We start from the raw sequence: 25,224 nt of genomic DNA on the forward strand, positions 1-25,224 counted from the left end.
AGAACATAATAAGAAAAAAGTGCTTAATATTTGAGAGAGACTGGTTTAGTTTACACCAGCTAAACCAGTCAAGGAATAATTTAAAGTGTAATATATAATAAGAAGAGAAAAATACACTATTAGAGTTTTCTAATAGTGTATTTTTTTATGGAATTTAATATTGTTATAAAAGAATTTCAAACAGTAAATTTTTAAGTGACATATTGTAACTAAGTATGTACTTTAACAAAGACATTAAATATATTGAAGGGTTTAATAAAAATATAAAAAACTGTTTCAAATTTAAATTTGAAACAGTTTTTGTGTTGTTTAAAGATTTTATATTATTTAAAATTTTTAATTGCAGTAGTTAAGTTAGGTACTAATTGTTTCTTTCTAGATACAACACCTGGAGCAAATGTTCCTTGAACTCCTTCAATACCAAATGCATCAGCAATCAATCTATCTTCTGCTTTGTAAATTAAATAAGAACCTTCTTTTATTATATCTGTAACTGCAAGAACTAATTTGTCATAATCAGTTGAATTTATATAAGATAAAAATTCATCCTTCTTAGCAAATATAGAGTCTGTGTCTAAAGTAAATACTTGTCCTATACCAACTCTATGTCCACTCATGTTAAACTCTTTAAAGTCCATATTTACTATTTGTTCTATAGTAAACTCATCTAAAGAAGTACCACATTTAAACATATCCATAGCATATTTTTCCATGTCTACTTTTGCTATTTTACTTAATTCTTCACAAGCTTTCTTATCCATATCAGTAGTTGTTGGAGATTTAAATAATAATGTATCAGATAATATAGCAGATAAAAGAAGACCAGCTATTTCATAAGGTATCTCAACATTATTTTCTTTATACATTTGATAAATTATAGTACTATTGCATCCAACAGGCATAACTCTAAAAGACATAGGAACATCAGTAGAAATACCACCAAGTTTATGATGGTCAACTATTTCAACTATATTTGCTTGTTCAATTCCATCAGCACTTTGAGCATATTCATTATGGTCAACTAAAACAACATTCTTTTTAGATGGATTTAATAGATGCCCTTTTGAAATTAATCCTAAAAACTTATTGTCATCATCTAATATAGGATAAGATCTAAAATTTGTTTCTAACATAATTTCTTTTATTTCATCCATATAGTCATCTTCTTTAAATGTAATCAAATTATCTGTGGCTTCTATAGAATCTAAGAAACTACATTGATTTATGACATTAGAAGTTTTGTAGTTGTCACTTTCAACAGAAACAACAGACACTCCATTTATTTTAGCAAGAGCTAGTAAGTCTTTTGAAATTTTTGTATGATTGGTAAGTATTAAAAGCTTAACTTTTGTATCAATTGCGTATTCAATACTATCATATCTATCGCCAACAATAGCTATATCCCCTTCTTTTAAAGTCTCTATCAGGGTTTCCATACCAAATGATAAAGTAACAACTCTACCTTTTACATCTTCACCACAATCTACAAGGATATTACCATTAAGGTTTTTGCAGATATTTGATAGTGATGTGTGTATAGTTGTAAAATGTTGATGAAGAAGGTTTTTAGCTATTTCTTTCATGGTAATAATACCAGCAAAAGTTCCATCCTCATAAGTTACAGGTAATGTTTTAACATTTTTTTCATCCATAAGATTATAGGCTTCTAATATAGAAGAAGTTGGAGTTAAAGGTACTACCTTATCATAATTTAAATCTCTAACTTGTATTCTAACGTTATCTAAGATTTCAGGTGCATCTACCTTAAAGTAATCTAAGGCGTATTTAGCTTCCTTTCTGATGTCTCCTAAAGCATAAGCTGTTGCTTCTATCCCTAATTTGTTTTTTAAATGTGCTAATGAAATTGCAGAACATATTGAATCTGTATCTGGATTTTTATGTCCGAAAACTAATAAACTCATTTTAATACTCCTTTCAAAACCTGAATATAATAACTGATAAAAATATTATATCAAAAGGTAGTAAGTATTTGTTGTAAAAGAAAAAATTTAATGAAAAAATATTATAGGAAATTTTATCTCTTATATAAGTACTACAAATTTAATATAAAATTTTTTATGATATCTACTTTTACCCAATTAAATTAATTTTTATTCACAATTAATTGATTGGATATACCTGAGAAAAAATTAATTAATATGATAATAAACTAAGAATTTATAAATAATTTTGTGCTGTAAAATTTTTTGTATACATATTGTAAGTAAAAAATTAACGAGGTTGATATAAAAATTATTTATCTACATGAAAAATATTATTTTAAGATATTGACTTAAAAATAACTTATAGAAACTAAAATATTTTTAATTTATATATTTTTAAAAATTACATAGTCATTATCAAAAGAAAAAATGCATATAAATCAAAAATAAGTGTTATTTTATGAAAATATGACAAAAATATTATGTCTTACTTGTAAAAATAACATATAAAATTTAATAAATAAAAAAAGTGAAAGATATAAATTATCATTTTAGTAGTTTATTTAGTCAAAGTAAATTATTCAAATGAAATATATCTTATTTAAATAAAAAAATTTAATAAAAGTAAAAAAAATAATATATTTGTTAAAAAATAAATTGACAAAATATTCAGAAAAAAACTTCTTGACCTAAGGGCATAAAATAAATAAAATCTAAAGTATAGATATGAAATCTATAAAATTATTTTAAGTATAGGTTAAAAATATAATAGATGATGCATTTAAGATTTATAAAAATAGGAGATGCATAATTATTTAGGGAGGTTTTTAGTTATGGAGAAAAAAGAAAAGGTTGTAGAAACAGTAGCTGTTGAAGTATGTAGCCCTGAGATTGTCAATAGTGTTGAGACATTAAGAATGAGGCTAGAGGAAATTAGATTAGCACAAAAAGAATTTGCAACATTTACACAAGAGCAAGTAGATAAAATTTTCTTAGCTGCTTCAACTGCAGCAAATCAACAAAGAATTCCCCTAGCAAAAATGGCAGTTGAAGAGACTGGTATGGGTATTGTTGAAGATAAAGTTATAAAAAACCATTTCGCTTCAGAGTATATCTATAATGCTTATAAAGACACTAAAACTTGTGGTGTTATAGAAAAAGATGAGGCATTTGGATTTACAAAGATTGCTGAACCAGTAGGTGTATTATCAGCAGTTATACCAACAACTAACCCTACATCAACTGCAATATTCAAGTCCCTAATAGCACTAAAAACTAGAAATGGTATAATTTTCTCCCCTCATCCAAGAGCTAAAAACTGTACTATAGAAGCAGCTAGAGTTGTACATGATGCGGCAGTTAAGGCAGGAGCACCAAAAGGTCTTATAGGTTGGGTAGATGTGCCTTCAATTGAATTGACTAATGTTGTTATGGCAGAAGCAGACCTTATATTAGCTACTGGCGGACCTGGAATGGTTAAATCTGCATATTCTTCAGGTAAACCAGCTGTTGGAGTTGGACCTGGAAATGTACCAGCAATAATAGATGAGAGTGCAGATATAAAAATGGCTGTAAGTTCAATATTAGTATCAAAATCATTTGATAATGGTATGATATGTGCTTCTGAGCAAGCAGTAATAGTACCAGAAAAAATATATGAAGAAGTTAAAAAAGAATTTAAATATCGTGGAGCACATTTCTTAAATAAAGAAGAAACAGAAAAGGTAGGTAAAGTAGTAATAATTGATGGAACTTTAAATGCAAAAATAGTTGGACAACCAGCTCATGTAATAGCAAAAATGGCAGATGTAGAAGTGCCAAAAACAGCTAGGATAATAATTGGCGAAGTTGAATCTGTTGAAGTAGAGGAACCTTTTGCACATGAAAAACTTTCTCCTGTCCTTGCAATGTACAAGTCTAAGAGTTTTGAAGATGCAGTTGCTAAGGCTGAAAAATTAGTTGCTGATGGTGGGTATGGTCATACTTCATCATTGTATGCAGACTCTATCAATCAACCAGAGAGAGTAGAGAAGTTTGTAAATGCTATGAAGACTTGTAGAGTATTAGTTAATACTCCATCATCACAAGGTGGTATAGGTGATTTATATAACTTTAAATTAGCTCCATCTCTTACTCTTGGTTGCGGTTCTTGGGGTGGAAACTCAGTATCAGAAAACGTAGGAGTTAAGCATTTACTTAATATCAAGACAGTAGCTGAAAGGAGAGAGAATATGCTTTGGTTTAGAGCCCCACAAAAAGTTTATTTCAAAAAAGGATGTTTAGGTGTAGCAGCAAGAGAATTTAAAGATGTCATGAACAAGAAGAAAGCTTTTATAGTAACAGACTCTTTCCTTTACAATAATGGTTATACTAAAAAACTAACTGATTTATTGGATGAAATGGGAATTAAGCATACTACATTCTTTGATGTTGCTCCAGACCCAACACTAGCTTGTGCAAGAGAAGGGGCTAAGGCTATGTCCGATTTCCAACCAGACTTAATAATATCTGTAGGTGGAGGTAGTGCAATGGATGCTGGTAAGATAATGTGGGTAATGTATGAGCATCCAGAAGTAGATTTCCAAGATTTAGCAATGAGATTTATGGATATAAGAAAAAGAGTATATGCATTCCCTAAGATGGGTGAAAAAGCATACTTTGCAGCTATTCCTACTTCAGCAGGAACTGGTTCAGAAGTAACTCCATTTGCAGTTATAACTGACCAAGATTCAGGTGTAAAATATCCATTAGCAGATTATGAATTAATGCCAAATATGGCTATAATTGATGCAGATATGATGATGGAAATGCCACCAAGATTAACAGCAGCATCAGGTGTTGATGCATTAACACATGCACTAGAGGCATATGTATCTATGCTAAGAACTGAACCAGCTGATGGACTAGCACTTCAAGCAGGCAAAATAATATTTGAATATTTACCTCGTGCATATAAAAATGGAAAGACTGATAAAGTAGCAAGAGAAAAAATGGCAATGGCATCTACTATGGCTGGTATGGCTTTTGCAAATGCTTTCTTAGGAATTTGCCACTCTATGGCACATAAACTTGGTGCATTCCACCATGTTCAACACGGTGTTGCAAATGCATTGTTAATAAATGAAGTAATTAAGTTCAATTGTGCAGAGGCTCCAAATAAGATGGGCGCATTTTCACAATACAGATACCCTGATTGTATACAAAGATATGCTGAATTTGCTTCTTTCGCAGGAATTAAAGGAAATACAGACCAAGAAAAAGTGGATAATCTTATAAAAGCAATAGATGAATTAAAGGCAAGAGTGGGTCTTCCTAAGACTATAAAAGAGGCAGGAGTAGATGAAGCTAAATTCTTAGAGGGATTGGATGCTATGGTTGAACAAGCATTTGATGACCAATGTACAGGTGCAAATCCTAGATATCCATTGATGAGTGAATTAAAAGAGATATATTTAAAAGTTTATTATGGTAAATAATATTTCTTTTAGAATATTAATTCTATTAGACTTGAATATAAGTTATTAGATTTGCATATAAATAGAGTTTTATTAGAACTATATATAAATATTTGTTAATGATAGATTATAACTTAAAACATAAATAAAAATGATAAAAGATAAGAAAGTTCATATTGATTTTGAATATGTATATTTAATCAATTAACTTTAAAATTAGTCACAAAATTTTTTTATTACATATAATTTTAAAGCATAATATATAAAAAACTTTATGAAAAAATTATAAAAATATTCAGAAAATTCTATTGACTAATCTATTTATCATGATATAATAGGTATAGAAAACAAAAAAACTGGGGCCTATTAAGGCCCCCTTATTACTTTTTGATAGATTTATTTAGAATAACTTTCTCATTTTGATTTTTTATATTTATGACAGAGTCGTTGTAATCTACCTCGAAGTTAGCAAAGGCAGAAAATAAATCTATATCTCTTAACAAATGAATTGTCATACATTGCTTGTTCTTATTTAATCTTAGAATTAATGCTCTTACAAATGGAAATTGGATTCTAGAATTAAATAAGTTAGAACCATCAGTATCTATATCTAAGCTACGATAACTAATATCTATAAATATATCTACATCGTCATTTTCTTCTCTTATTATTCTGTAGTCAAAATCCAAGTCTAAATTTAAATTACCTAAAACTAATAACATTTAAATCCTCTTTTCTATAAATGATTTTAGAGTGTTAGTTTAACTAAGCTCTCCATCTATTATAGATATAATTCTATCTGCTTTTCTAGCAATATTTTCATTATGTGTTATTATTATAAGCGTTTGGTTATATTTTTTTATTGAACTTTTTAGTAAATCCATGACTTCTTCTGTAGTTTTGCTGTCCAAATTTCCTGTTGGTTCATCTGCTAGGATTATACTTGGTTTTGCAGATAAAGCACGTGCAATAGCGACTCTTTGTTGTTGACCACCAGATAATTGATTTGGAAGATGATTTTTCCTCTCATTAAGCCCCAATAAATTTATAAGGTCTTTGATGTATTCTTCATCGACTTTTTTATTGTCTAACTTTAGTGGTAATTCTATATTTTCTTTTACATTTAATACTGGAATTAGGTTATACTGTTGAAAGACAAATCCTACTTTTTGTCTTCTATACTTTGCTAGTTCTTTATCTGAAAGACAACATATATCTTTACCATCGACTTTTATAGTTCCACTACTTGGTCTCTCAAGACCACCTACTAAATGTAGAAATGTGCTTTTTCCACTTCCACTTGGGCCAATTATTGCAACAAATTCACCCTTATTTATTTTTAAATTTGCATCCTTTAGTGCATGTACAGATGTTTCTTTTTTTCCATAAATCTTACCTAAGTTAAGAATCTCTAATATAGGCATAATTACTCCTCCTATTCTGTAATGTTTATAGCTTCAACTATACTAATTTTATTTATCTTCCTTGATGGAATATATGTAGCTAGGATACCTACAATTATGTTTGCTAAAACAACTAGGATATATATTTTGTAATCTATTGAAAATCCCAATCCATATGATACAAATCCCTGCAGGTAATACATTTTAAATTGTATTATAAGACCAGCCACAATGGTAATTATACTTGAGAGTGCTCCATATAATATTCCCTCATAGAGTATCATATTTTTAAATCCTTTCTCAGAGATACCAATAGCTCTTAACATTCCAAATTCGTTAGTTCTTGAGGTTAAGTTATAACTTATGTTATTTATTATATTAAATACACTAATTATGAACATCACTGCTACTATACCATAATTATAAATCATGGACCTAGATGTCATCTTATCAGAGTTTTCTTTTTCTACCATCATATCTACCGTTGTAGTTCCAGGAACTTCACTTCCAATTTTACCTAAAAGTTTATTTATTTTTTTCTTGTTTGCATTTTTATTAAGGTCTAGATAAACTAAGTTATACTTATCTACATCAGTTAATTTTTTTAGATATTCGCTACTCGTTATTACATCTACACCCTCATCTCCAGAGTACATACCATTATCTGCAAAAGGATAACTTACAATAGCTCCAACTTTAAAGTCATATTCTAGATATTCATAATTATCTTTTTGACTTTCATAAAGTCCTGTATCTATTCCAACTTTTGGATATTTGACCTTTATAGTATCGCCTACTTTTATATCTACAGCTGGTGTGCCTGTGCCAGGAGTAAAAGTCTTTGAATATTTCTGTGTTTTAGAAATTTCTGGTACATATACTATAGACAAGTTTTCTTTTTTCATTTTTTTCAAATTTATACTTCCACTTACCAAGTATTTTTCTAATGATTTTATCATCTCATCATCATAACCTCTTAACTTTTGTTTTAGTGTATATTTTCCGGTAGTCTTATTTTTTGTGAATAGAGGAAATTTCTTATAATAAGGAGCTGAATTTATAGCTTCGTAGTAATCTAATCTATTTATTGTATCTACCTCTATTCTCGTGTTCAATATGCTAGCAGTTTTGATTTTGTCAATTCCATCTATATTTTTTATTTTGTCTATCTGATTATCATTAAAACCCTTTATATCCTTGAAAGAAGTGCTGTTGCCAGTTTCATTTAGAAAAACATTTGATAGAATAAAATCTGCATTCATATATGTTTGCTCTTGACTACTTTTGTTTTGGACATCTAAAAAAGAAGATTTATAATTGTCTTTTATGATGATTATACCTCCTATGCTCATAGATAATATAATTACAATGAAGCCCTTTTTATTTCTAAAGATGTTTTTCGCAGATATAGATTTTGTTACTGATATATTTAAAGTTAATTTGGATATTAAAGAATTAACTTTGGTTACATTTTTATCAGTTCCAAAAGTTTTTCTGATAGCATCAATAGGGGAAATTCTTCTTATTTTTAAGTATGTAAAGAAACTTATAATCAGTATTGTTAGTATTGTACATGCAATTGATAAGAGGATTATTTTATCTGGAATAACAAAAGGTGTAACATTTATATTTCCTTCAAATTTAATATTTCCTGCAGACCTATTAAATATTTGTGCTCCCCCCATACCTGTACATATACCTATAGGCATTGCTATCAAAGCAAGTATGAAAAGTTCATAAAACATAAGTTTGAAAATCCTAAAATTAGTGGCTCCAATTGCTCTTAAGACACCATATTCCTGTACTCTTTGGTATATTGATATAACATAGATACTATATATTACAATACCAGCAAATAGACTCATAGCAATTGCAACGAATTTACTTGAATCATCTAAAATACCATTTTTCATAGTAGAGTCTATAAGCATTGAGTTTTTTCCTATACTATTCTCATCCAACATAGCATTTTTTGCTATATTGTCTATGTTTGTATTTATATCACTGCCCTCATTAAATTCAACATAAGCTGTAAACTTATCCAATTTTGATTGATTGAGATTCAAAAAAATTTCACATTTTCCCTTGCTTTTTTCTATATATCTATCTTCAAGTATTCCTACGACTTTAAAAGTCTCTGGATTTTCTTTTTGATATAATTTAAAAGTAAGGTCTTGATTTATCTCTGGTTTTAAACCCATACTATTTAAGACCCATTTCTCTACTACCACCTCATTGCTAGCTTTTGGAAAGCTACCTTTTATAAGTTTAGAATGGCTAGTCAAGTAATTTTTATTTGCATATTCTATGTTTATAGGTAATTTTTCATTAACATCTGTGGATGCATAGTAAGATGTTATACCCAAATTTTTAATATCTTTACTAGATTTTATGGATTCTAATTGATTTATCTTTATATCTTTAAAGTATGCATGGTCAGTTCCAAGTTCTCTTCTCAATCTATCTACATCTGCTTGCTGAGAACTTCTTGAGAGGGTACCAATACCGACAATGAGTGATGTGGCAAGAATTATACTCACAGCAATTGCTAAAGACCTAGCTTTATAACTTTTTATATACCTTAGTACTATTTTCAAATTATCTTTCATGTTTACCACCTTCCTTTCTTAACTAAATCAATTATATATTTATCTAAAATATATAGCAAAGTAAGTATTTTCAAATTTTAATCAGTTAATTGTACAAATTTATATGTGTTTTTACAAGTTTAGTTAATCTATATGTAAATTTTGACTTTTTACATAATTTTTTTAAAATGATATAATTTTCATATAAATTGTAGATGGGAGGGAAATTATGGAGAATAACTTTATATTTCCTATAGTAATACTAACCTTATTTATATTTAGTAATCTTATAATGAATAAGTATAGGTTTTACAAAGAATTAGACATATTAAAGAGAGGACTACTAACATTTTTTTTATCATGTTTTGTATGGATTTTATTCATGGAGAGTATTCAATATATACAATTAAGTTTAGGATATAATTCTTTACTTGAAGGAGTATTAAACATTATATTTTTTCTAATTTTAATTATTTTAAGTTGTTATATAGGTTTTAAATTTATAAGATTGATAAATAATAACAATGAACAAGAATCCAAGTTACAAAAGCTAGATAGTAAAATAAATCATAAGGATAATATAATCGTCAAATTAAGAAGTCAAAAACATGACTATTTGAAACATTTGCAAGTAGTGTATTCTCTATTAAATACTGGGTTAGATGAAGATGCTAAAGGATATATAATGAATATATCAAATAACTTTAAATCAAAAAACTCAAGGTATGGGAAAGTATCTTATTTAGATGCTATAGCTTCATTAAAATATGAGGAATGCCTTGAAAAGAATATATCTTTTGATGTCTATATTCAAGATTTTATGGATAATTTAGAGATTGAACCTAACGACATGAGTTCAGTACTATTAAATATAATAGACAATGCAATAGAGTCTTTGTCTGCTATAAAAAAGGAAAAGAAGTATATAAGATTGCATGCATATGAAGATGAATTTCAGTATATTGTAGCCATAAAAAATAATGGTCCTAAAATACATAATGTTGAAAGTATATTTTTGGATGGGTTTAGCACTAAAGAAGGACAAGATAGAGGTTTTGGGTTATATCTAGTTAAAAATATATTAGATAAGTATGATTATAGTATACTTGTAAATAGTGATGATTTTTTAACTGAATTTGTAATCTTAATACCAAAATATTATTAGTTAGGAGGAGAGAAGTCTATGATAAAAGTTTTGATTTGTGATGATGATAAAATTGTAAGAGATGATATAGCAAATATAGTTAAAGAATCTGGATATGTAGATTATGTTAAGAAAGTCAAGGATGGCATAGAAGCAATTGAATTTATAAAAAATGAGAAAATAGATTTATTGATTATTGACATTGATATGCCATATAAAAATGGGATTGATTCTGCCAAAGAAATTCTTTCCATAGATAAAGATATACATATAGTATTTGTAACAGGTTTTGCTGATTACAGTCTTGAGAGTTTTAAAGTACATCCTATAGATTTTATAGTTAAGCCATTTAAAAAAGAAAAAATACTTGATTCAATTAACATAGCAATAGACCATATTAACTCTCATAAAATTGCTAAAAATAATTTTATAGAAGACACTCTTTTTGTATATAAAATAAGGAAACAGATACATATGATTAACTTTGATGATATAGTTATGTTTGAGAAAAATTCAAGGGCTATCAATCTATATACTAAAGATGAAGATACAATAAAATTTTACGAGAACTTTGATGACTTGCAAAAACGCCTACCTCCTAATTTCTTTATGACTCATAGACAATACATAGTAAATTTAAGGCTTATACATAAGATTATACCTATAAATAAATCTTCCTTGGAGATAAGGTTTATAAATTTTCAAGAAAATGCCATATTAAATAAATCTCTAGAAAAAGATTTTCTATATAGATTTTATAGGGTTAAAAGATTCTAGTGAAAAGAGAGGAACAAATTCTGTTATACAATAAGTATTATAAAGATGATATATAAGAAAAGTTTATATAAAAATTATTTATAATTATGAGTTAATTTATATAAGTTATAGTGTAAAATATATTGGACTTTCTTTAAAAAATTAGAAAGTCCAATATATTTTAGAGATAGTTTTATATTTATAAATTGCTTAAGATACTAGGGTCTTTAATCTTATTATCTTCAGCAAGTAATAATATCTTAGACATAATCTCAGCAGTCTTAGGGTCTTCATCAGCAAATGGAAGGAATATCTTACCTCTACTTTGAGAATGTACAGGAAGTATATTTAAAGCACCCATTCCTTTTTTATGTACAATACCAGAACCCATATGTACAGAATAATCACCTAAATTACCTGCTATAAGAGCATGAGAGCCTTCAAAATTGACATTCTTAATCTTTAATAGCAATAGTAGTTCTTTAGCAATAGCTATACGCATCTCTACAGTAGAGTGGCTTGTCTCAGGGTCAACACCACCAGCATGAGCAACACTTACAACAAGGTCTATATCACGCATAACTTCAGAGAAAAGAATTGGCGGTATAGAAGCTAGTTCTAAGCTTTTATAAGTCTTTCTATTAAAGAATTCTACTGTTTCAATAGTTGGAGGTTCAATGTCTGCTGGTGAAAACCAATCTGCAAGTGCAAACATCTTTGCTACTATATTTTCTTTGTAGAATACTTTTTGTAAACCTTCCTCATAGTCAACAGTCCAAAGTTGATTTCTAAGAAGTGCTACAGTTTTCTTTGGCTGGATTTGATGGCCAGCATATCTACGAGATATAGTTTTTTCAGATAATTCGTCAGCATTTATTCTATAATATTCACGGAACACTTGCTTAAATGGTTGAACAATTTGCTTATCAAATAAGTCATGTTGGAATTCACTCCATTTACCAGATTCAAACAGATGAACTGGATGTGCAAGTTTTAATTTATTTTTTGCAGTTAATCTATAAGGTTCACCAGTTGTATCACAAATAAAGAACTTAGACTTATCATTATATATATATCCGATAGTATCATCACATAGCCAAACTAGATTTTTAACTAAAGGACAAATAACTGGGTTTTTATAAATATTGGAGATTTCCTTAACTGTAAATACTGTTTCATTTTTCATAGCTTGCTCTAAACTTTGTTTTGCACGAGAATACTGACTTTTTAAATCTCTTTGTACTGATTTAAGTTCAAGTACATATGGATGTTTTGCAAGAGCTTTTGGTACACTTTTTAAAGTCTTATCACCTTTTTGGACTTTTATAGATGTTTTTCCTTTTTCATCAACATCTATCCAAAGTGAAGTTCCATCAATATTCTTTGGTTTAAATATATGAGCAACCTCATTTAGTTTTTCCGTTTCAAGAGCCCACATCATACGATTGATATCTTCAAAACCAGCACTTCTAGCTAAGTTTTCCATTGCTATTGCACAAGCCTTTGATTCACTTTCACGACGTTGTGCACCAAATTGTTTACTTTCTTTAGCAAACTTTTGAATAAATTCATAACGGAAAGTTGCTTCTTTAAGGTCTCCTTTTTTCATAGGAAGTAAAGAGAAACTTCTCAATTTATCTTGATTTCTATTTGTTTCAATTTCTTTCATCAGCATATCTTTATCAAGTTTTCCAAGTGTAGCATCAGCATAAAGTTGTGCACGTCTGTGAGAGTTTCCACCACTAGTTATGTATTTAGCTGATTTGTAAAGGAGATTGAATCTTTCTTCTCCAATAGTTTTATATGAATCTAAAAACCAATCCACATCAAATGCTCCATCCATGAAACTCTGTGGTGATATAGGAGAGAATAGAGCAACTTCTGATTCTTTTTGAGCAGAGAAGCCTTCATTTATATGTGCATGGAAATACCAAATTGTACTCTTTAAACCTTTCCAGTTTAAATATTTTTCAATTATATTTACCCATTGAGGAGCATACATAGCAGCTTCTATTAATCTTAATTCAGTAATATCAGTAGTTTTAAGTAATTTTTTTAATTCTTTAGAATTATCTTCTTTAGTAGGATAACAATTTTTAAGTAGAGAACTCAAAACATCTTTTTTTGAATAATTACTACCATATGAATATCCTCTTTGGAAAGTTTCTTTACCAAGAGCAACTAAGATATTTACGAAATAATTCATACCCTCAAAATGTTGTATATTATCAGCTAGATGAGAAACTTCTGTTGGCATATCACCTCTACGTGATTCGATTTCTATAATTCTATTTGTAACTGTTTTTATATTGTTTTCAAGCCATGGATGTTTTTCTAATGTATCACCACCCCATCTAGGGTTTGTCAAAATTCGTATTATATTTGTTGCATTGTATCCAGTTACAATTTCTCGATTGATTTGTTCCTCAGTCATTAATCCCAATTCATATGCACGAGCAAATATATCTATATTAGTATAAAATGGGAATTTATATTCTAAAAGTTGATAATTTGCAAATGTAGTATAGAAGAACTTAGTAAAAGAAATATCATCATAAATAAATGAATGTGCCTTTCCAAGCCAATAGTTTAAAATTGGTGCATCTAAAGCAGGGCAGTATTCATTTTGTCTATAGTAGTTTTTAGTAAACTCAACTCTTTGCTTTTTACATTGTTCAGTAGTTAATAGGTTTCTAAGTTTGTAGTATGTATCTAAACAGTATTCAAACATTTCTTTCTGGTCAAATTCATTTAGTAATACTGCAAGTATTTTTCTTGTAAGAACATCAAATTTTAATTTATCTAATTTTGTATATAATTTTTTTTGTTTTTTTTCATCAAGGACATTTGAGTATATAGATGAAAACCAACTTTTTTCTATTTCATGATAAGAGCATGAGCGTATGCTATAAAATAAAATATCAAGGATTATTTTATAATCTAAATTAAGTTTCTTACTAGTTTCTCTCCAAAGTTCAGCTAATGGATAATTATCAATAGTATCCTTATTATTTCCAGTTATATGTTTAATAGGAGTCAGATTATATGTAGAGTAACCTAAAAGTATTTTATCCATATTACCTGACCATCTCTCAACCTCATACTCATAATCTGCATTTTCAATAATAAGTTCATCAAATTTTTCATATACTTTTAATATTTTATTTATATCTACATCGAGAATCTTCTTAGCTTCTTTTTTAGTTGATATAGAAACAGAATCCTCATTAGAAGATAAGCTTAAATTGGAAATAATCTTATTAAGTTTTGATGGAGTAGAGGAATCGTATTTAAAATCAAATTGTTCAGGAATTTGAACCTTATTTTCAGGATTGTATATCCCAAATCCATTTTCTTTACAATAATCATTTTTTGCTTTACCTAATAAATTATCAATTAATATCTGAACTTGAGATGTATTCTTTTTAGACTTATCAACACTTTCCACTAATGAAATAAGTTTATTGTATAGTTCTTGTCTATCAGTATTGTCTTTTAATAAGTTTACAATTTCAAGTCCTCCAAGACATTTTTGCGAATTTGAAGATTTTATTAGAGAAGAAGCAATATTTTCTAGTTTTGAATCATCTTGTTCAAGTAAAATCTTTATTACTGTTTGTCTGATAGAGCTTGTTTTTAAAGTAAGTAAGTTGTTTATTCTGTCTAACTCTACATCTGATAAGTCAAGTTCTTTAAGTAGACTTAATACAATTTCTCTATTAGAAACACTCTTATCGCTCAAACATTCTAATAAGAAACTACGTTGTTTATCTGTTTTTGGCTCATTTATAAAATTAGCTATAAATGAAGCTCTTAAATCAGAACTCATAAGAAGATAGTTGTCCATTAGAACATCCATAAATTGAGTATTCATATCATATGCTGTTAATGTCATCATGCATCTAAGGATACTGTAAGAAGAAATTTCGACCCAAGACCATGGAAATACACTGCCAGAAAATTCCTTAGTTTTTGAATTTAAAAGTTCTAAAGTATGTTTTAGATTTTCAAATTGTTCCTTTCTAGCATCAAAGTCTTTATTAATAGGAGAATTTGATAAGTCAAAATCAACTTTTTGGTTTTGCCAATTATAGTAGTAACCAACAGAACTTTCTACATAGAAATTTCTAACTACCCATGCAAGTATCTCTAAATCGTCGCCTTTAATATTTTTAGATGCAACAGAGTGTTTAAAATATGTACTTTCTGTATTTGATAAGAAGTAAAGAGCTACAAGTTTTTTGTACTTTTCATCATATGAAAGCAATTTTTCAATAAGAGTGTATGAATCATAGATATTGTAAGTTGCAGCTGCCCATAAACTAAAATAAATTTCAAGGTTATCCTTACTGTTAATTGACTCTATACAAAACTCTTTATCAGTCAATGATTTATATGAAAGTTCTAAGCACTTACGAATTATTCCAGGTTTTTGGTCTGAAAAACCAAGCCCTGTCCATGTATCTAAAGCTCTTATAACAGAACTAAATCTTTCTAAATTGTTATCTAGGATAGTTTTTAACATATAGACAGATGCAGGAATTGTACCTTCATCTAGGCTTTCTACAATTTGTTGTCTAAGACCTTCTTGTTGCTTAGCAGCCAAAAGAAGTTTAGAAAGCATTTCATAGCATTTTTCACTATGACTTTTCATAATACCAATTATCATTTGTCTAGTAAGTAGGGCAGTTTGATTTTCTCCAAAAATTACTTCTTCTAAAGCATTGATTACATCATCATTTCCATTATCTATTTCTAATGCGATTTTATCACTCATTATATAATCATATTGAAGAACTTTATCTGGAAGTGTAAGATAATCTAATACAGAAAAATCGTAATATATCAAACTCACATAATGTGAAATAAGCCTAATTATACTTCTAAAATAATCTTTAAGTTTATTTGAGCGATACCCTTTACGATAGTATCCTCCTGAATATGTATAATTCATTTTTCTTTTAATTAATTGACAAAGTTCTTCTACTTGCTCAGAAGTAAACATTAATTCTAAAGCATTTTTTAAAGGGCCAGAAAGTAATGTGTCTACACTTTCAATTTCATAGTAATAACAATTATAGTATTTTTTTATCATATCTAAGAATTTATTTTCATCTTTTACATCATAATAGTATGATTCGTCTTTTACACAATCCCAAAGAGCTTCAGTTAAATCGTAATATGGTTTTGAAGAAGATTTAGTAAGATTGTTTTTAAAATCTTCAATTATTTTAGGATTTTTTTCTACTCTAGTACGTTCTGACATTTATGTACCTCCAATTTATTTTATTTTAAAACATCCTTCCAGCAAGTAGAGTGAGTCTTATAAAAGTGAATATATCACTATCTTTTAAATTTATAGGAGAATTGAGTTCTTCAATAACATCTTCGTTTATAAGAACTTTATAGATTCCATCTTCAAATGCTTGTAGTGCAACTTCTGTAGCTTTTTCTATAGATTGTTTGTTTTCATTGTAGATAGAGCCGAATCCAACTTTTCCAATGGTAGCTTGAGACTCAATATCTTCACTAGTTAAAAAGCTTATTATTGATTTTTCTGGGGTCTTTTCATTATATTCAAGAACATTTTTAGATACAATTTCAGAGATAGCCTCTTTTAGGCAATTGATGTTGTCAGATAAATCAAAGGGGGTAAGTTCTAGCATAGGTCTACGTTTGCCAACAGCTTTAACTCTAAAATAAATTTGCATAAAATCACCTCGCAAAATATTAAGTATTAAGAAACTTAAAAAATTTATCTATTTGTTATATTATATCATTTTGTGAAATATTAGTGTGTATTATGGAATTATTTTACAAAAAATAGAAAAAAAGCTATCTTAAAGTCTAAAAAAGAGATAAAAGATAACTTTTAATTATGAAAGCATATAATAATAACTTGTAGTTATTAAAATTTAATTTAGATGTTTAGTTTTAATAACTATCTTTTTTTATTTATAAATTTTACTCCTAAGTATTTTTTGATATCTTCTTCAGGAGAAAAATCGTCAATAAGGATTTCTTTGCCAGTATCTTCAAATACTACTAGAACTTCACAGTCACCTTGTAAGAAAAATTTTCTGACAGTATCCTCTTTAACTTCTCTAACTTTTATTACATTCTTTTTTTCTTTTTCAAAGTCTTTTGTATAGTAACTTCCCATCATATTAATGATTTTTGTATATCTATTCATAAAATGCCTCCTCATGCGATTAAATTTAAAAAATATGTTATAATAATTGTTTGTATTAACTTAATAATTATAACAAGGAGTAATAATAATGACTAGTATAAAAAATAAAGATATTTTAAATTGTATAGATTATTCCACTAAAAATAAGCTCTTTAATAAATTAAATGATGTATATGAATCTTTACCAACTGGAAATTGTTCTGGTTGTGGTAATTGTTGTATGGAATCAGTAGGTATAAATTTAATTGAGTTTTTAAATATATTTTGTTATCTTGAAGATAGAGCGGATTTAAGAAGAAGATGTATAATTAAAATAGTAGACTATTATTTTGAAGAGTATTCTAAAAAAAATTCATGTCCATTCAAAGATGATAATAATAGGTGTTTAATATATGAAGTCAGACCACTAAATTGTAGATTATTTGGACATTGGAAAAAAGAGGACTATAACAAAAATCTAGATAATGTGACTAAGAAAAATAATGCTTATAAAGACTTGATGAAGAGACAACATGGATTTGAAATAAATGATGAAGTGGTAAATTATAGAATAGATTATTGTGAAAGCTTTATTCCAAGTAAAGATTATTTGAGTAAATCTGAGAGATTAAGCTTTTTTGATGAACTTATGATACTAGATTCAAAACTATATTCTAATAGCATTATAGATATAGATTTTAAGGATAGAGGCATAGTTGAATATCTTATAGAATCGCTATTTTACAGAGATTTAGCATATAATGTAAAAATAAGGATATCTAAAGAACCTAAAATAAAAAAAAGAACTATTAATAGAATAAAAAGACTTATTCTACTAGAGTCTTATATTAAATAAATAATAACTTGTAGTATAAATATTGTCAAAATGAGGTGAAGATGGTGAATCTAACAAAAGTAAAAGGAAATACTTTTTTTATAAAAGGTGGTACAAATACAGGAATATATGTGTTTGAGGATAATACAGCACTTATGATAGACCCAGGATTATGTGGTTCGAGGCCCAGAAGAGTAACCAAAGTATTAGATGAAAATAAAATACAAGTTAGATATATTATAAACACTCATGGTCATGATGACCACTATGGGGCATGTAATCAATTTAAAGAACACTATAAAGATGTGTGTGTAATGTCATCAAAATACGATAAGTTATATATAGAAAACCCAGAATTATTTTCAAAGTATATTGTTGGGGGGAAAAGCAATATATTTATGGATAGTATTTTAAAAAGTAAAATGTTAGATGATATAGAAATAGATAAAACTATAGATGCAGGTAGGCTGGAACTAAATAATGAAATGTTTGATATAATTGAATTTCAGGGACATACACCTGGAAGTATAGCTGTTTTAACTAAAGATAAGGTGATTTTTGTGGGAGACCTTTTGATAGGAGATGAAATTCTATCAAAATTCGATTTCTTATTTTTATATGATATACAAGAGCAAATGAACTCGTTAGAAAAGTTAAAAGGTATAGATTTTGAGTATTTGGTTTTGGGACATGGAAAACAAGTGATATCAAAAGAAGATGCTTATAAATTAATAGAAAAGCATTTGAATGCTTTAGAGAAATATTTATACCAAATAAGACAATTACTTGAAAAACCAAAATCTTTAGAAATTTTACTAAAAAATATTATAAATAACAATAATTTAAGCAATAATTATAAAGAGTATCATTTTTTTAAATCTTCATTGATATCTGTTATAAGTTACCTAATTGATTTAGACGAAATAGGGTATATCTTAGAAGATGGAGAATTGCTTTACTATACAAAAACAAAATAAATTATGATAAAATAAAGAAGGTCATAAAAAACAAATAAAGGGTGAGCAATATGGAATACGAAAAATGGAATGAAATACTAGCACCTTATGAACATGCAGTAGAAGAATTGAAAATAAAATTTAAAAATATAAGAAAAGAATATTTAGCAAAAGGCGAGTATTCTCCCATAGAATTTGTCACAGGAAGGACAAAAAAAATATCTTCCATAATATCTAAGTTAAAAAGGCTAAATGCGAAAGATATAGAAACTGAAATTGATGATATTGCTGGTATAAGAATAATGTGCCAGTTTGTTGAAGATATATATTATATAGTTGATTTGATAAAAGTAAGAAATGATATGACTATAATAGGAGAAAAAGATTATATTACAAACTACAAAGATAGTGGTTATAGAAGCTATCATGTTATAATAAAATATCCTATAAACTCAATTGCGGGCTCAAAAGAAATTATATGTGAAATACAAATAAGAACTCTTGCAATGAATTTCTGGGCTACAATAGAACATTCATTAAAATATAAATATGACCATTACATACCTGAGACTCTAGCAGAAAGACTTAGAAGAGCATCTGATGCTGCGTTTCTCTTAGACCAAGAAATGAGTGAAATAAGAGAGGATATAATGAAAGCTCAGGCTATGTATCAAATGAAGTCTATAGCAATTAGAGACACTCTAAATAGAATACAAGAGTTATATGACTTAGGTGATACACATAAAGCTATGCAGTATCAAAGAAAGTTGGATAGAACTGAAACAGACAAAAACATAACCGAAATTTTAGAATTAAAACAAGAAATAGATATGTTATTAGAGCAATATAAGGATAACAAGGTAGATGATAGAGTGGTTCAATAAAGCTACTTATAGAGAAAATTTACTAAATATTAATGGGGCTGCCTCTTAATGGAAAATAATTTCTAAGAAGAGACAGCCTATTTAGTTTAATCAAGGAAGGAATGATGTTATGAGTTTATATGCAATAGGTGATTTACATTTTTCAACATCAGTAAATAAGCCAATGAATATCTTTGGCAGTAATTGGGATGGTCATGAAAAAAAGATTATAGATAATTGGAAAGAAGTTGTTACAGAAGAAGATGTAGTATTAGTATTAGGAGATACATCTTGGGGAATTAATTTATCAGAAGCTAAAAAAGACTTAGATATAATAAATGAACTTCCAGGTAAAAAAATACTTATAAAGGGAAATCATGACTATTGGTGGACAACAGTTACAAGTTTGAATAAGCTATATGAAAATATGCGTTTTATTCAAACAAATTTCTATGAATATAGAGAGTATGCAATTTGTGGAGGTAGAGGTTGGATATGTCCCAATGATGTTAAATTTGATGAGACGGATGAAAAAGTTTATAGAAGAGAAGAAAATAGATTAAGGCTGTCATTAGAGTCTGCCCGTAAAAAAGGTTATTCCAAAATAATAGTAATCACTCATTATCCTCCTACAAATGATAGATTAGAGGAGTCTTTATTTACAAAATTATTTGAAGAATATAATGTTGAAAAGGTGGTTTATGGTCACTTGCATGGTAAAGAGTCTTTTAAAATGGGTCTAAAAGGAATTCGAAATGGAGTTGAATATATATTAGCATCTTGTGATTATACAGAATTTAATTTAATAAAAGTTCACGATTAAAAAACATAAATTGGTAAATACTATAAGATACATGATTAAAAATAAATATTTGAGGGATTTCGGTTTTGAGAAAGGAGACACGATTTATGAGGTGGATATTAGTTTTTATATTTTTATATCTTATTCCTTTGATAGTGATATTCAGAAATTACAAGAATTTTAAGAGGTCTTGTATCTACAGTAGTATTTATGTAGTATTAGCTACAACAATAATGATAAGTAACATCTATATGAGTGGACTTAATAAGATAAAAGAATCTATGTATTATCATAATTATATTTCTGATGAGACATATGATGAGAAATATGTATCAAATTTTAATGAAAAAGAAGAAGATGATTTAAAACAAGATAAAAAAAATAGCAAAGAATCAAACAACAAAAAAGTAGATAATAAGCAAGAGAAAAATACACAAAGTACAGAAAATAATAAAGAAGAAAATCAAAAAGATGTAACAAAGAATAGTGATTTAGAAAGAAATACTTCAACAAATAGTGAATCAGAAAAACAAGTAAATACTGGAGAAAACAAAGATACTTATACAAGTAAAGAAAATGATAGTGAAGATATAAAAAAAATAGACCTAGAAAGTATAGGAATTTTCAAGAAAGAAATTTATAATATAGAAAGAGTAGCTTTAGTACCAATGAGAGAATGTATACCTTATACTAAGGATATTGCAAAAAATATAACTAAATTATCTAGTATAAAAAAAGATGTTACAAATGCTAGAAATAAATGTAAAGAAGTTATAGAAGAATATGATAATATGCAAATCCCAGAACTTTCTAAGGATGAATATACAAAGGTATTAAGTAGTGCTAGAGATGATGTAAAAAAGGCGTATGAACTTAGACAAAAGTCCATGGATAGTGCCTTAAAATTAATAAATACTAAAAGTCCTAAATATATAGGCAAGATAACTGAGTATCTTGATTTATCAGATAAGCAGATAGAAAGTTTTAAAAATAGATTGAATGATTTAAATGAAGAAATAGATGGGTCAAATACTATTGATTAAGAGTTAAAGAGATAAGTTAAAAGGGAGATTGGTATGAATAAGCAGAGTATAGGAAAACTAAATATGTTTTTTATGGGGATTACTCAGAGAAACCTTGAAAATGAAGATTTTTTTATTGAATTAGAAGTAGTTTTTAAATCAGGAAGAAAAGAATTTAAAGGAATTGCAATAGAAGAAGAAGGTAAGTACAAATTTAATTTTAAAGGCAAGTCAGAGTTACATACATTTAGTGAATTGTTAAAAAATATATCTAAAGAAGCGGAAAATTATGATGGGCTAGTGTTTAGATATATTGAAAGAGGTACTATTGTCGTAATAGAAGGAGACAATAAAAAAGTAAATGTAAAGTATCTAGATAATAAAGAAGAAGTACCGAAAATAGATGAATTTACAGCATCTCAAATAAAAAACAGAGAGTACTATGTAAAAGTAGGACAAGCAAATGCACTTTTAAAAGAAATTGGAGTACTTACAAAAGATGGTAAAATAAAAAATGATAAAATAAGAAAGTATAATCAAATAGACCACTTTGTGGAACTTATAGACAATATTTTAAAAGAAATAAAAGACAAAGACTGTATAACAATATTAGATTGTGCTTGTGGTAAATCATATCTAAGTTTTGTACTAAATTTCTATATAAAAGAAGTATTAAAGAAAAACTGTTATTTTATAGGAATAGATTATTCAGATGTAGTTATAGAAGCGTCAAAGAAGATGGCTAAAAACTTAGGCTATAAAAATATGTCATTTATAAAAGAGGATTTAACTAATTATACACCTAATAGAGATGTTGACCTTGTAATAAGCTTACATGCTTGTGATACAGCAACAGATATGGCTATAGGATTAGGAATTAGAGCAAAATCAGAAGCTATAGTAGTAGTACCATGCTGTCATAAGGAGTTATTAGGACAATATAAATATGAAGCTATGGAACCAATATTAAAACATGGAGTATTTAAAGCTAGATTTGCAGACTTAATAACTGATGGTTTAAGAACGTTATTGCTAGAAGGAAATGGATACGATACTTCTGTGGTAGAATACATATCCCCATTAGATACACCAAAAAATTTAATGATAAGAGCAATAAAAACTAAAACAAATAATGAAAAAGCATTAAATGAATATAGAGAACTAAAAACACAATTTGGAGTAGAACCAACTTTAGAAAAACTTATATATTAGTTGAAAATGTAAAATTTACAAAAAGCTTGCTTAAATATGCAAGCTTTTTGGTATTATATAGGTATAGTCATATATATGATTTTGATTTATAATTAAAGCTGTGCTATAATATTTGATTAATAAAATCAATAAATGTTACATGGAGGTAAAAATGAACAAATTAAATATATGTATTGATATAGATGGAACAATAACTAGCCCTTATCATTTTCTTCCATACCTAAATGATATATTCAATAAAAACATTACAGAGTCAGAGTGTATAACTCACAATTGGGAAGAATTATATGGTTCAGGAATAAGGGATGTATATGCAGAATTTAATGATAAGTATGTACATTCATATGATGAAGCAGAAATTGTAGAAGGAGCTATTGAAGTAATAGAGGAATTATCTAAGGGGCATAATTTATCTTTTGTAACAGCTAGACATGAGTGTTTAACTGATGTAACTAAAAACTGGTTAATTAGACAAGGAATTTTAGATATAGATGTTTACTTATTAGGAAGTGATTATAAAGTTGAAAAGGCAAGAGAACTGAGTTGTGATATATTTATAGAAGATAACCCTTTAAACTCAGTCCAATTGGCTGATGCAGGTGTTAAAGTAATACTTTTAGATACTAACTATAATAAAGATATTGAACATCAAAACATAATTAGAGTTAATAACTGGATAGATATTAAAAAGATTATAGAAGAAAGTAATTAAAAGACTTATAATTTGAAAGGGGGAGCATATGATAGATTTAAAACTAGAAAACAGAAAAGGAAAAATTCATGTAAAGAGTAGTGAGATAAAAGACATTTTAGAATTACGTCCAGACTTTGAATATGTACAAGATATATCAAATACTATAAATCAGGAGAATATATTGGTGTTTGATTGTCAATTGACAGGAAATTCTTTTGATATGGATGATTTAGATATAGAAGAAATATTAGAAGAATTGGGTGAGGAAATAGATGAGTCTTATTTCAATGTCTTATTTGAAGATGTAAGAGCATATTTAAAAGATGCTACTGATGAAATAGAAGCAGATTTGCAAGAAAATTACCTATTTGATAATTTGAGATGCTATTTTGATATATATAATATAAATCAAGAATTCACTGATTTTAAGTTTGTATTTTTAGTTTCTTTTAAGGATATAAAAATATCTTCATTAGCTAATCTAGCTAAGATTGTTTCCAAAAGACAACTGATAGGAGCATCTAAGTTTTATAGTTAAAATACAATTTTATGATAGCAAAAGCTAGTAGTCTTGTAAAAACATAGACTTCTAGCTTTTTTATTTGCTTATTTTTAAAGAAAACTTTAGAATAGTATTTACATTCTTAAAAAAGTATTATATATTAAACATAATGTACAGTATATTGTCTAGAATGTTTTAAAATAAGTTACTGTCTTTAGATAAAATAATTAAATATACTTATGATTATATAAGTATAGTCGAGGTGAATTTATGCAGAATTTAAATGAAATAATTGCTGAAAACTTAAAAAAAATAAGGAAAGAAAAACATCTTAGCTTAGATAAAATTTCTCAACTTAGTGGAGTAAGTAAGAGTATGTTGTCTCAAATTGAAAAATGTGAAGTGAATCCAACTATATCTACTATCAAGAAAATAACGAATGGATTAAAAATATCATTTACATCATTGATGGAAAGACAAGAAAGTGAGATAGAATTGGTTGATAAAAAGGATGTAGACCATTTTATTGAAGATGATGGAAAATATGTAAGTTATCCGATATTTCCATTTGATTCCAAGAGAAGATTTGAAATATTTATGATTGAGATAGAAGAGGGTGGAACGTTGGATTCAAATGCGGAACTTCCAGGAACTCAAGAGTTTATTACAGTTTTTAGTGGTGAAATAACTATTAAAATAAATGGAGAGGATTATATTGTATCTAGTGGTAATTCTATAAGATTTAAAGCTGATGTATCACATGTATATAGAAACTCAGGTAGAGGTGTAGCTAAAATAAGTATGGTAGTATATTATGTATAATAATTGAATGGAGTATATAGTAATATTTAGATGATTTTAAGTATGAGAGTATATA

The 25,224-nt window shown here is 27.6% G+C and carries 19 protein-coding genes; 12 read left to right on the plus strand and 7 right to left on the minus strand.

Features of this window, described 5'->3' with window-relative positions; all coding sequences use genetic code 11:
- Positions 1 to 323: 323 nt before the first annotated feature.
- On the minus strand, positions 324 to 1,922 hold the full coding sequence (locus IC218_RS17925; protein WP_227435512.1) for a putative manganese-dependent inorganic diphosphatase: 1,599 nt from the start codon (positions 1,920 to 1,922) through the stop codon (positions 324 to 326).
- A gap of 854 nt (positions 1,923 to 2,776) precedes the next feature.
- Between IC218_RS17925 and adhE the strand changes: the two genes are divergently transcribed.
- Entirely contained in the window at positions 2,777 to 5,419 is a 2,643-nt protein-coding gene (adhE, locus tag IC218_RS17930) for a bifunctional acetaldehyde-CoA/alcohol dehydrogenase (RefSeq protein WP_227435504.1), read from the plus strand.
- Between the two features lie 359 nt (positions 5,420 to 5,778).
- Here adhE and IC218_RS17935 read toward each other — a convergent pair whose 3' ends face one another.
- Genes IC218_RS17935 through IC218_RS17945 form a run of 3 tightly spaced genes read right to left on the minus strand, consistent with a single transcriptional unit; the run spans position 5,779 to position 9,410 of the window.
- Complete coding sequence (locus tag IC218_RS17935) at positions 5,779 to 6,120, minus strand: hypothetical protein (RefSeq protein WP_227483394.1); 342 nt, start codon at positions 6,118 to 6,120, stop codon at positions 5,779 to 5,781.
- A gap of 39 nt (positions 6,121 to 6,159) precedes the next feature.
- Positions 6,160 to 6,822 carry an ABC transporter ATP-binding protein gene (locus IC218_RS17940; RefSeq protein ID WP_227825091.1) on the minus strand — a complete coding sequence of 221 codons (663 nt, stop codon included), beginning with the start codon at positions 6,820 to 6,822 and terminating at the stop codon, positions 6,160 to 6,162.
- 11 nt (positions 6,823 to 6,833) lie between these two features.
- Positions 6,834 to 9,410, minus strand: a complete 2,577-nt coding sequence (locus IC218_RS17945) for an ABC transporter permease (RefSeq protein WP_227825092.1) — start codon at positions 9,408 to 9,410, stop codon at positions 6,834 to 6,836.
- Positions 9,411 to 9,618: 208 nt separating this feature from the next.
- On the opposite strand from IC218_RS17945, the gene IC218_RS17950 reads away from it, so the two are divergent.
- Both IC218_RS17950 and IC218_RS17955 read left to right on the plus strand, forming a co-directional pair.
- Complete coding sequence (locus IC218_RS17950; protein ID WP_227825093.1) at positions 9,619 to 10,554, plus strand: sensor histidine kinase; 936 nt, start codon at positions 9,619 to 9,621, stop codon at positions 10,552 to 10,554.
- Positions 10,555 to 10,572: 18 nt separating this feature from the next.
- Positions 10,573 to 11,310, plus strand: a complete 738-nt coding sequence (locus IC218_RS17955) for a LytR/AlgR family response regulator transcription factor (protein ID WP_227825094.1) — start codon at positions 10,573 to 10,575, stop codon at positions 11,308 to 11,310.
- Positions 11,311 to 11,488: 178 nt separating this feature from the next.
- On the opposite strand, the gene IC218_RS17960 is transcribed toward IC218_RS17955, so the two are convergent.
- The 3 genes from IC218_RS17960 to IC218_RS17970 all read right to left on the minus strand — a co-directional run bounded on the left by IC218_RS17960 (position 11,489) and on the right by IC218_RS17970 (position 17,482).
- Positions 11,489 to 16,555, minus strand: coding sequence for a DUF4132 domain-containing protein (locus IC218_RS17960; RefSeq protein WP_227825095.1), 5,067 nt, complete (start codon positions 16,553 to 16,555; stop codon positions 11,489 to 11,491).
- Between the two features lie 25 nt (positions 16,556 to 16,580).
- Entirely contained in the window at positions 16,581 to 17,000 is a 420-nt protein-coding gene (locus tag IC218_RS17965) for a hypothetical protein (RefSeq protein WP_227825096.1), read from the minus strand.
- 230 nt (positions 17,001 to 17,230) lie between these two features.
- Positions 17,231 to 17,482, minus strand: a complete 252-nt coding sequence (locus tag IC218_RS17970) for a hypothetical protein (protein ID WP_227435489.1) — start codon at positions 17,480 to 17,482, stop codon at positions 17,231 to 17,233.
- Between the two features lie 88 nt (positions 17,483 to 17,570).
- On the opposite strand from IC218_RS17970, the gene IC218_RS17975 reads away from it, so the two are divergent.
- From IC218_RS17975 to IC218_RS18015, 9 genes are all read left to right on the plus strand, one after another.
- Complete coding sequence (locus IC218_RS17975) at positions 17,571 to 18,317, plus strand: YkgJ family cysteine cluster protein (RefSeq protein ID WP_227435487.1); 747 nt, start codon at positions 17,571 to 17,573, stop codon at positions 18,315 to 18,317.
- 44 nt (positions 18,318 to 18,361) lie between these two features.
- Positions 18,362 to 19,273: an MBL fold metallo-hydrolase gene (locus IC218_RS17980; RefSeq protein WP_413926648.1), complete on the plus strand. Its 912-nt coding sequence runs from the start codon at positions 18,362 to 18,364 to the stop codon at positions 19,271 to 19,273.
- 50 nt (positions 19,274 to 19,323) lie between these two features.
- Positions 19,324 to 20,136, plus strand: a complete 813-nt coding sequence (locus tag IC218_RS17985; protein WP_227435483.1) for a GTP pyrophosphokinase family protein — start codon at positions 19,324 to 19,326, stop codon at positions 20,134 to 20,136.
- 109 nt (positions 20,137 to 20,245) lie between these two features.
- Entirely contained in the window at positions 20,246 to 20,938 is a 693-nt protein-coding gene (locus tag IC218_RS17990) for a metallophosphoesterase (protein WP_227825097.1), read from the plus strand.
- Between the two features lie 86 nt (positions 20,939 to 21,024).
- The gene (locus tag IC218_RS17995; protein ID WP_227825098.1) at positions 21,025 to 21,960 is read left to right on the plus strand and encodes an MSCRAMM family adhesin SdrC; all 936 of its coding nucleotides are present in this window, start codon (positions 21,025 to 21,027) and stop codon (positions 21,958 to 21,960) included.
- A gap of 33 nt (positions 21,961 to 21,993) precedes the next feature.
- Positions 21,994 to 23,151 (plus strand): class I SAM-dependent methyltransferase, encoded by a 1,158-nt coding sequence (locus IC218_RS18000; protein ID WP_227435477.1) that lies wholly within the window; start codon positions 21,994 to 21,996, stop codon positions 23,149 to 23,151.
- A gap of 151 nt (positions 23,152 to 23,302) precedes the next feature.
- Entirely contained in the window at positions 23,303 to 23,863 is a 561-nt protein-coding gene (locus tag IC218_RS18005) for a 5' nucleotidase, NT5C type (RefSeq protein ID WP_227435474.1), read from the plus strand.
- Between the two features lie 28 nt (positions 23,864 to 23,891).
- On the plus strand, positions 23,892 to 24,383 hold the full coding sequence (locus tag IC218_RS18010) for a hypothetical protein (RefSeq protein ID WP_054272357.1): 492 nt from the start codon (positions 23,892 to 23,894) through the stop codon (positions 24,381 to 24,383).
- Positions 24,384 to 24,617: 234 nt separating this feature from the next.
- Positions 24,618 to 25,169, plus strand: coding sequence for a helix-turn-helix domain-containing protein (locus IC218_RS18015; protein WP_227435472.1), 552 nt, complete (start codon positions 24,618 to 24,620; stop codon positions 25,167 to 25,169).
- The last annotated feature ends 55 nt before the right edge of the window (positions 25,170 to 25,224 follow it).

Origin of the sequence: Clostridioides sp. ES-S-0005-03, assembly GCF_020658455.1 — a bacterium.
GTDB lineage: Bacteria > Bacillota > Clostridia > Peptostreptococcales > Peptostreptococcaceae > Clostridioides.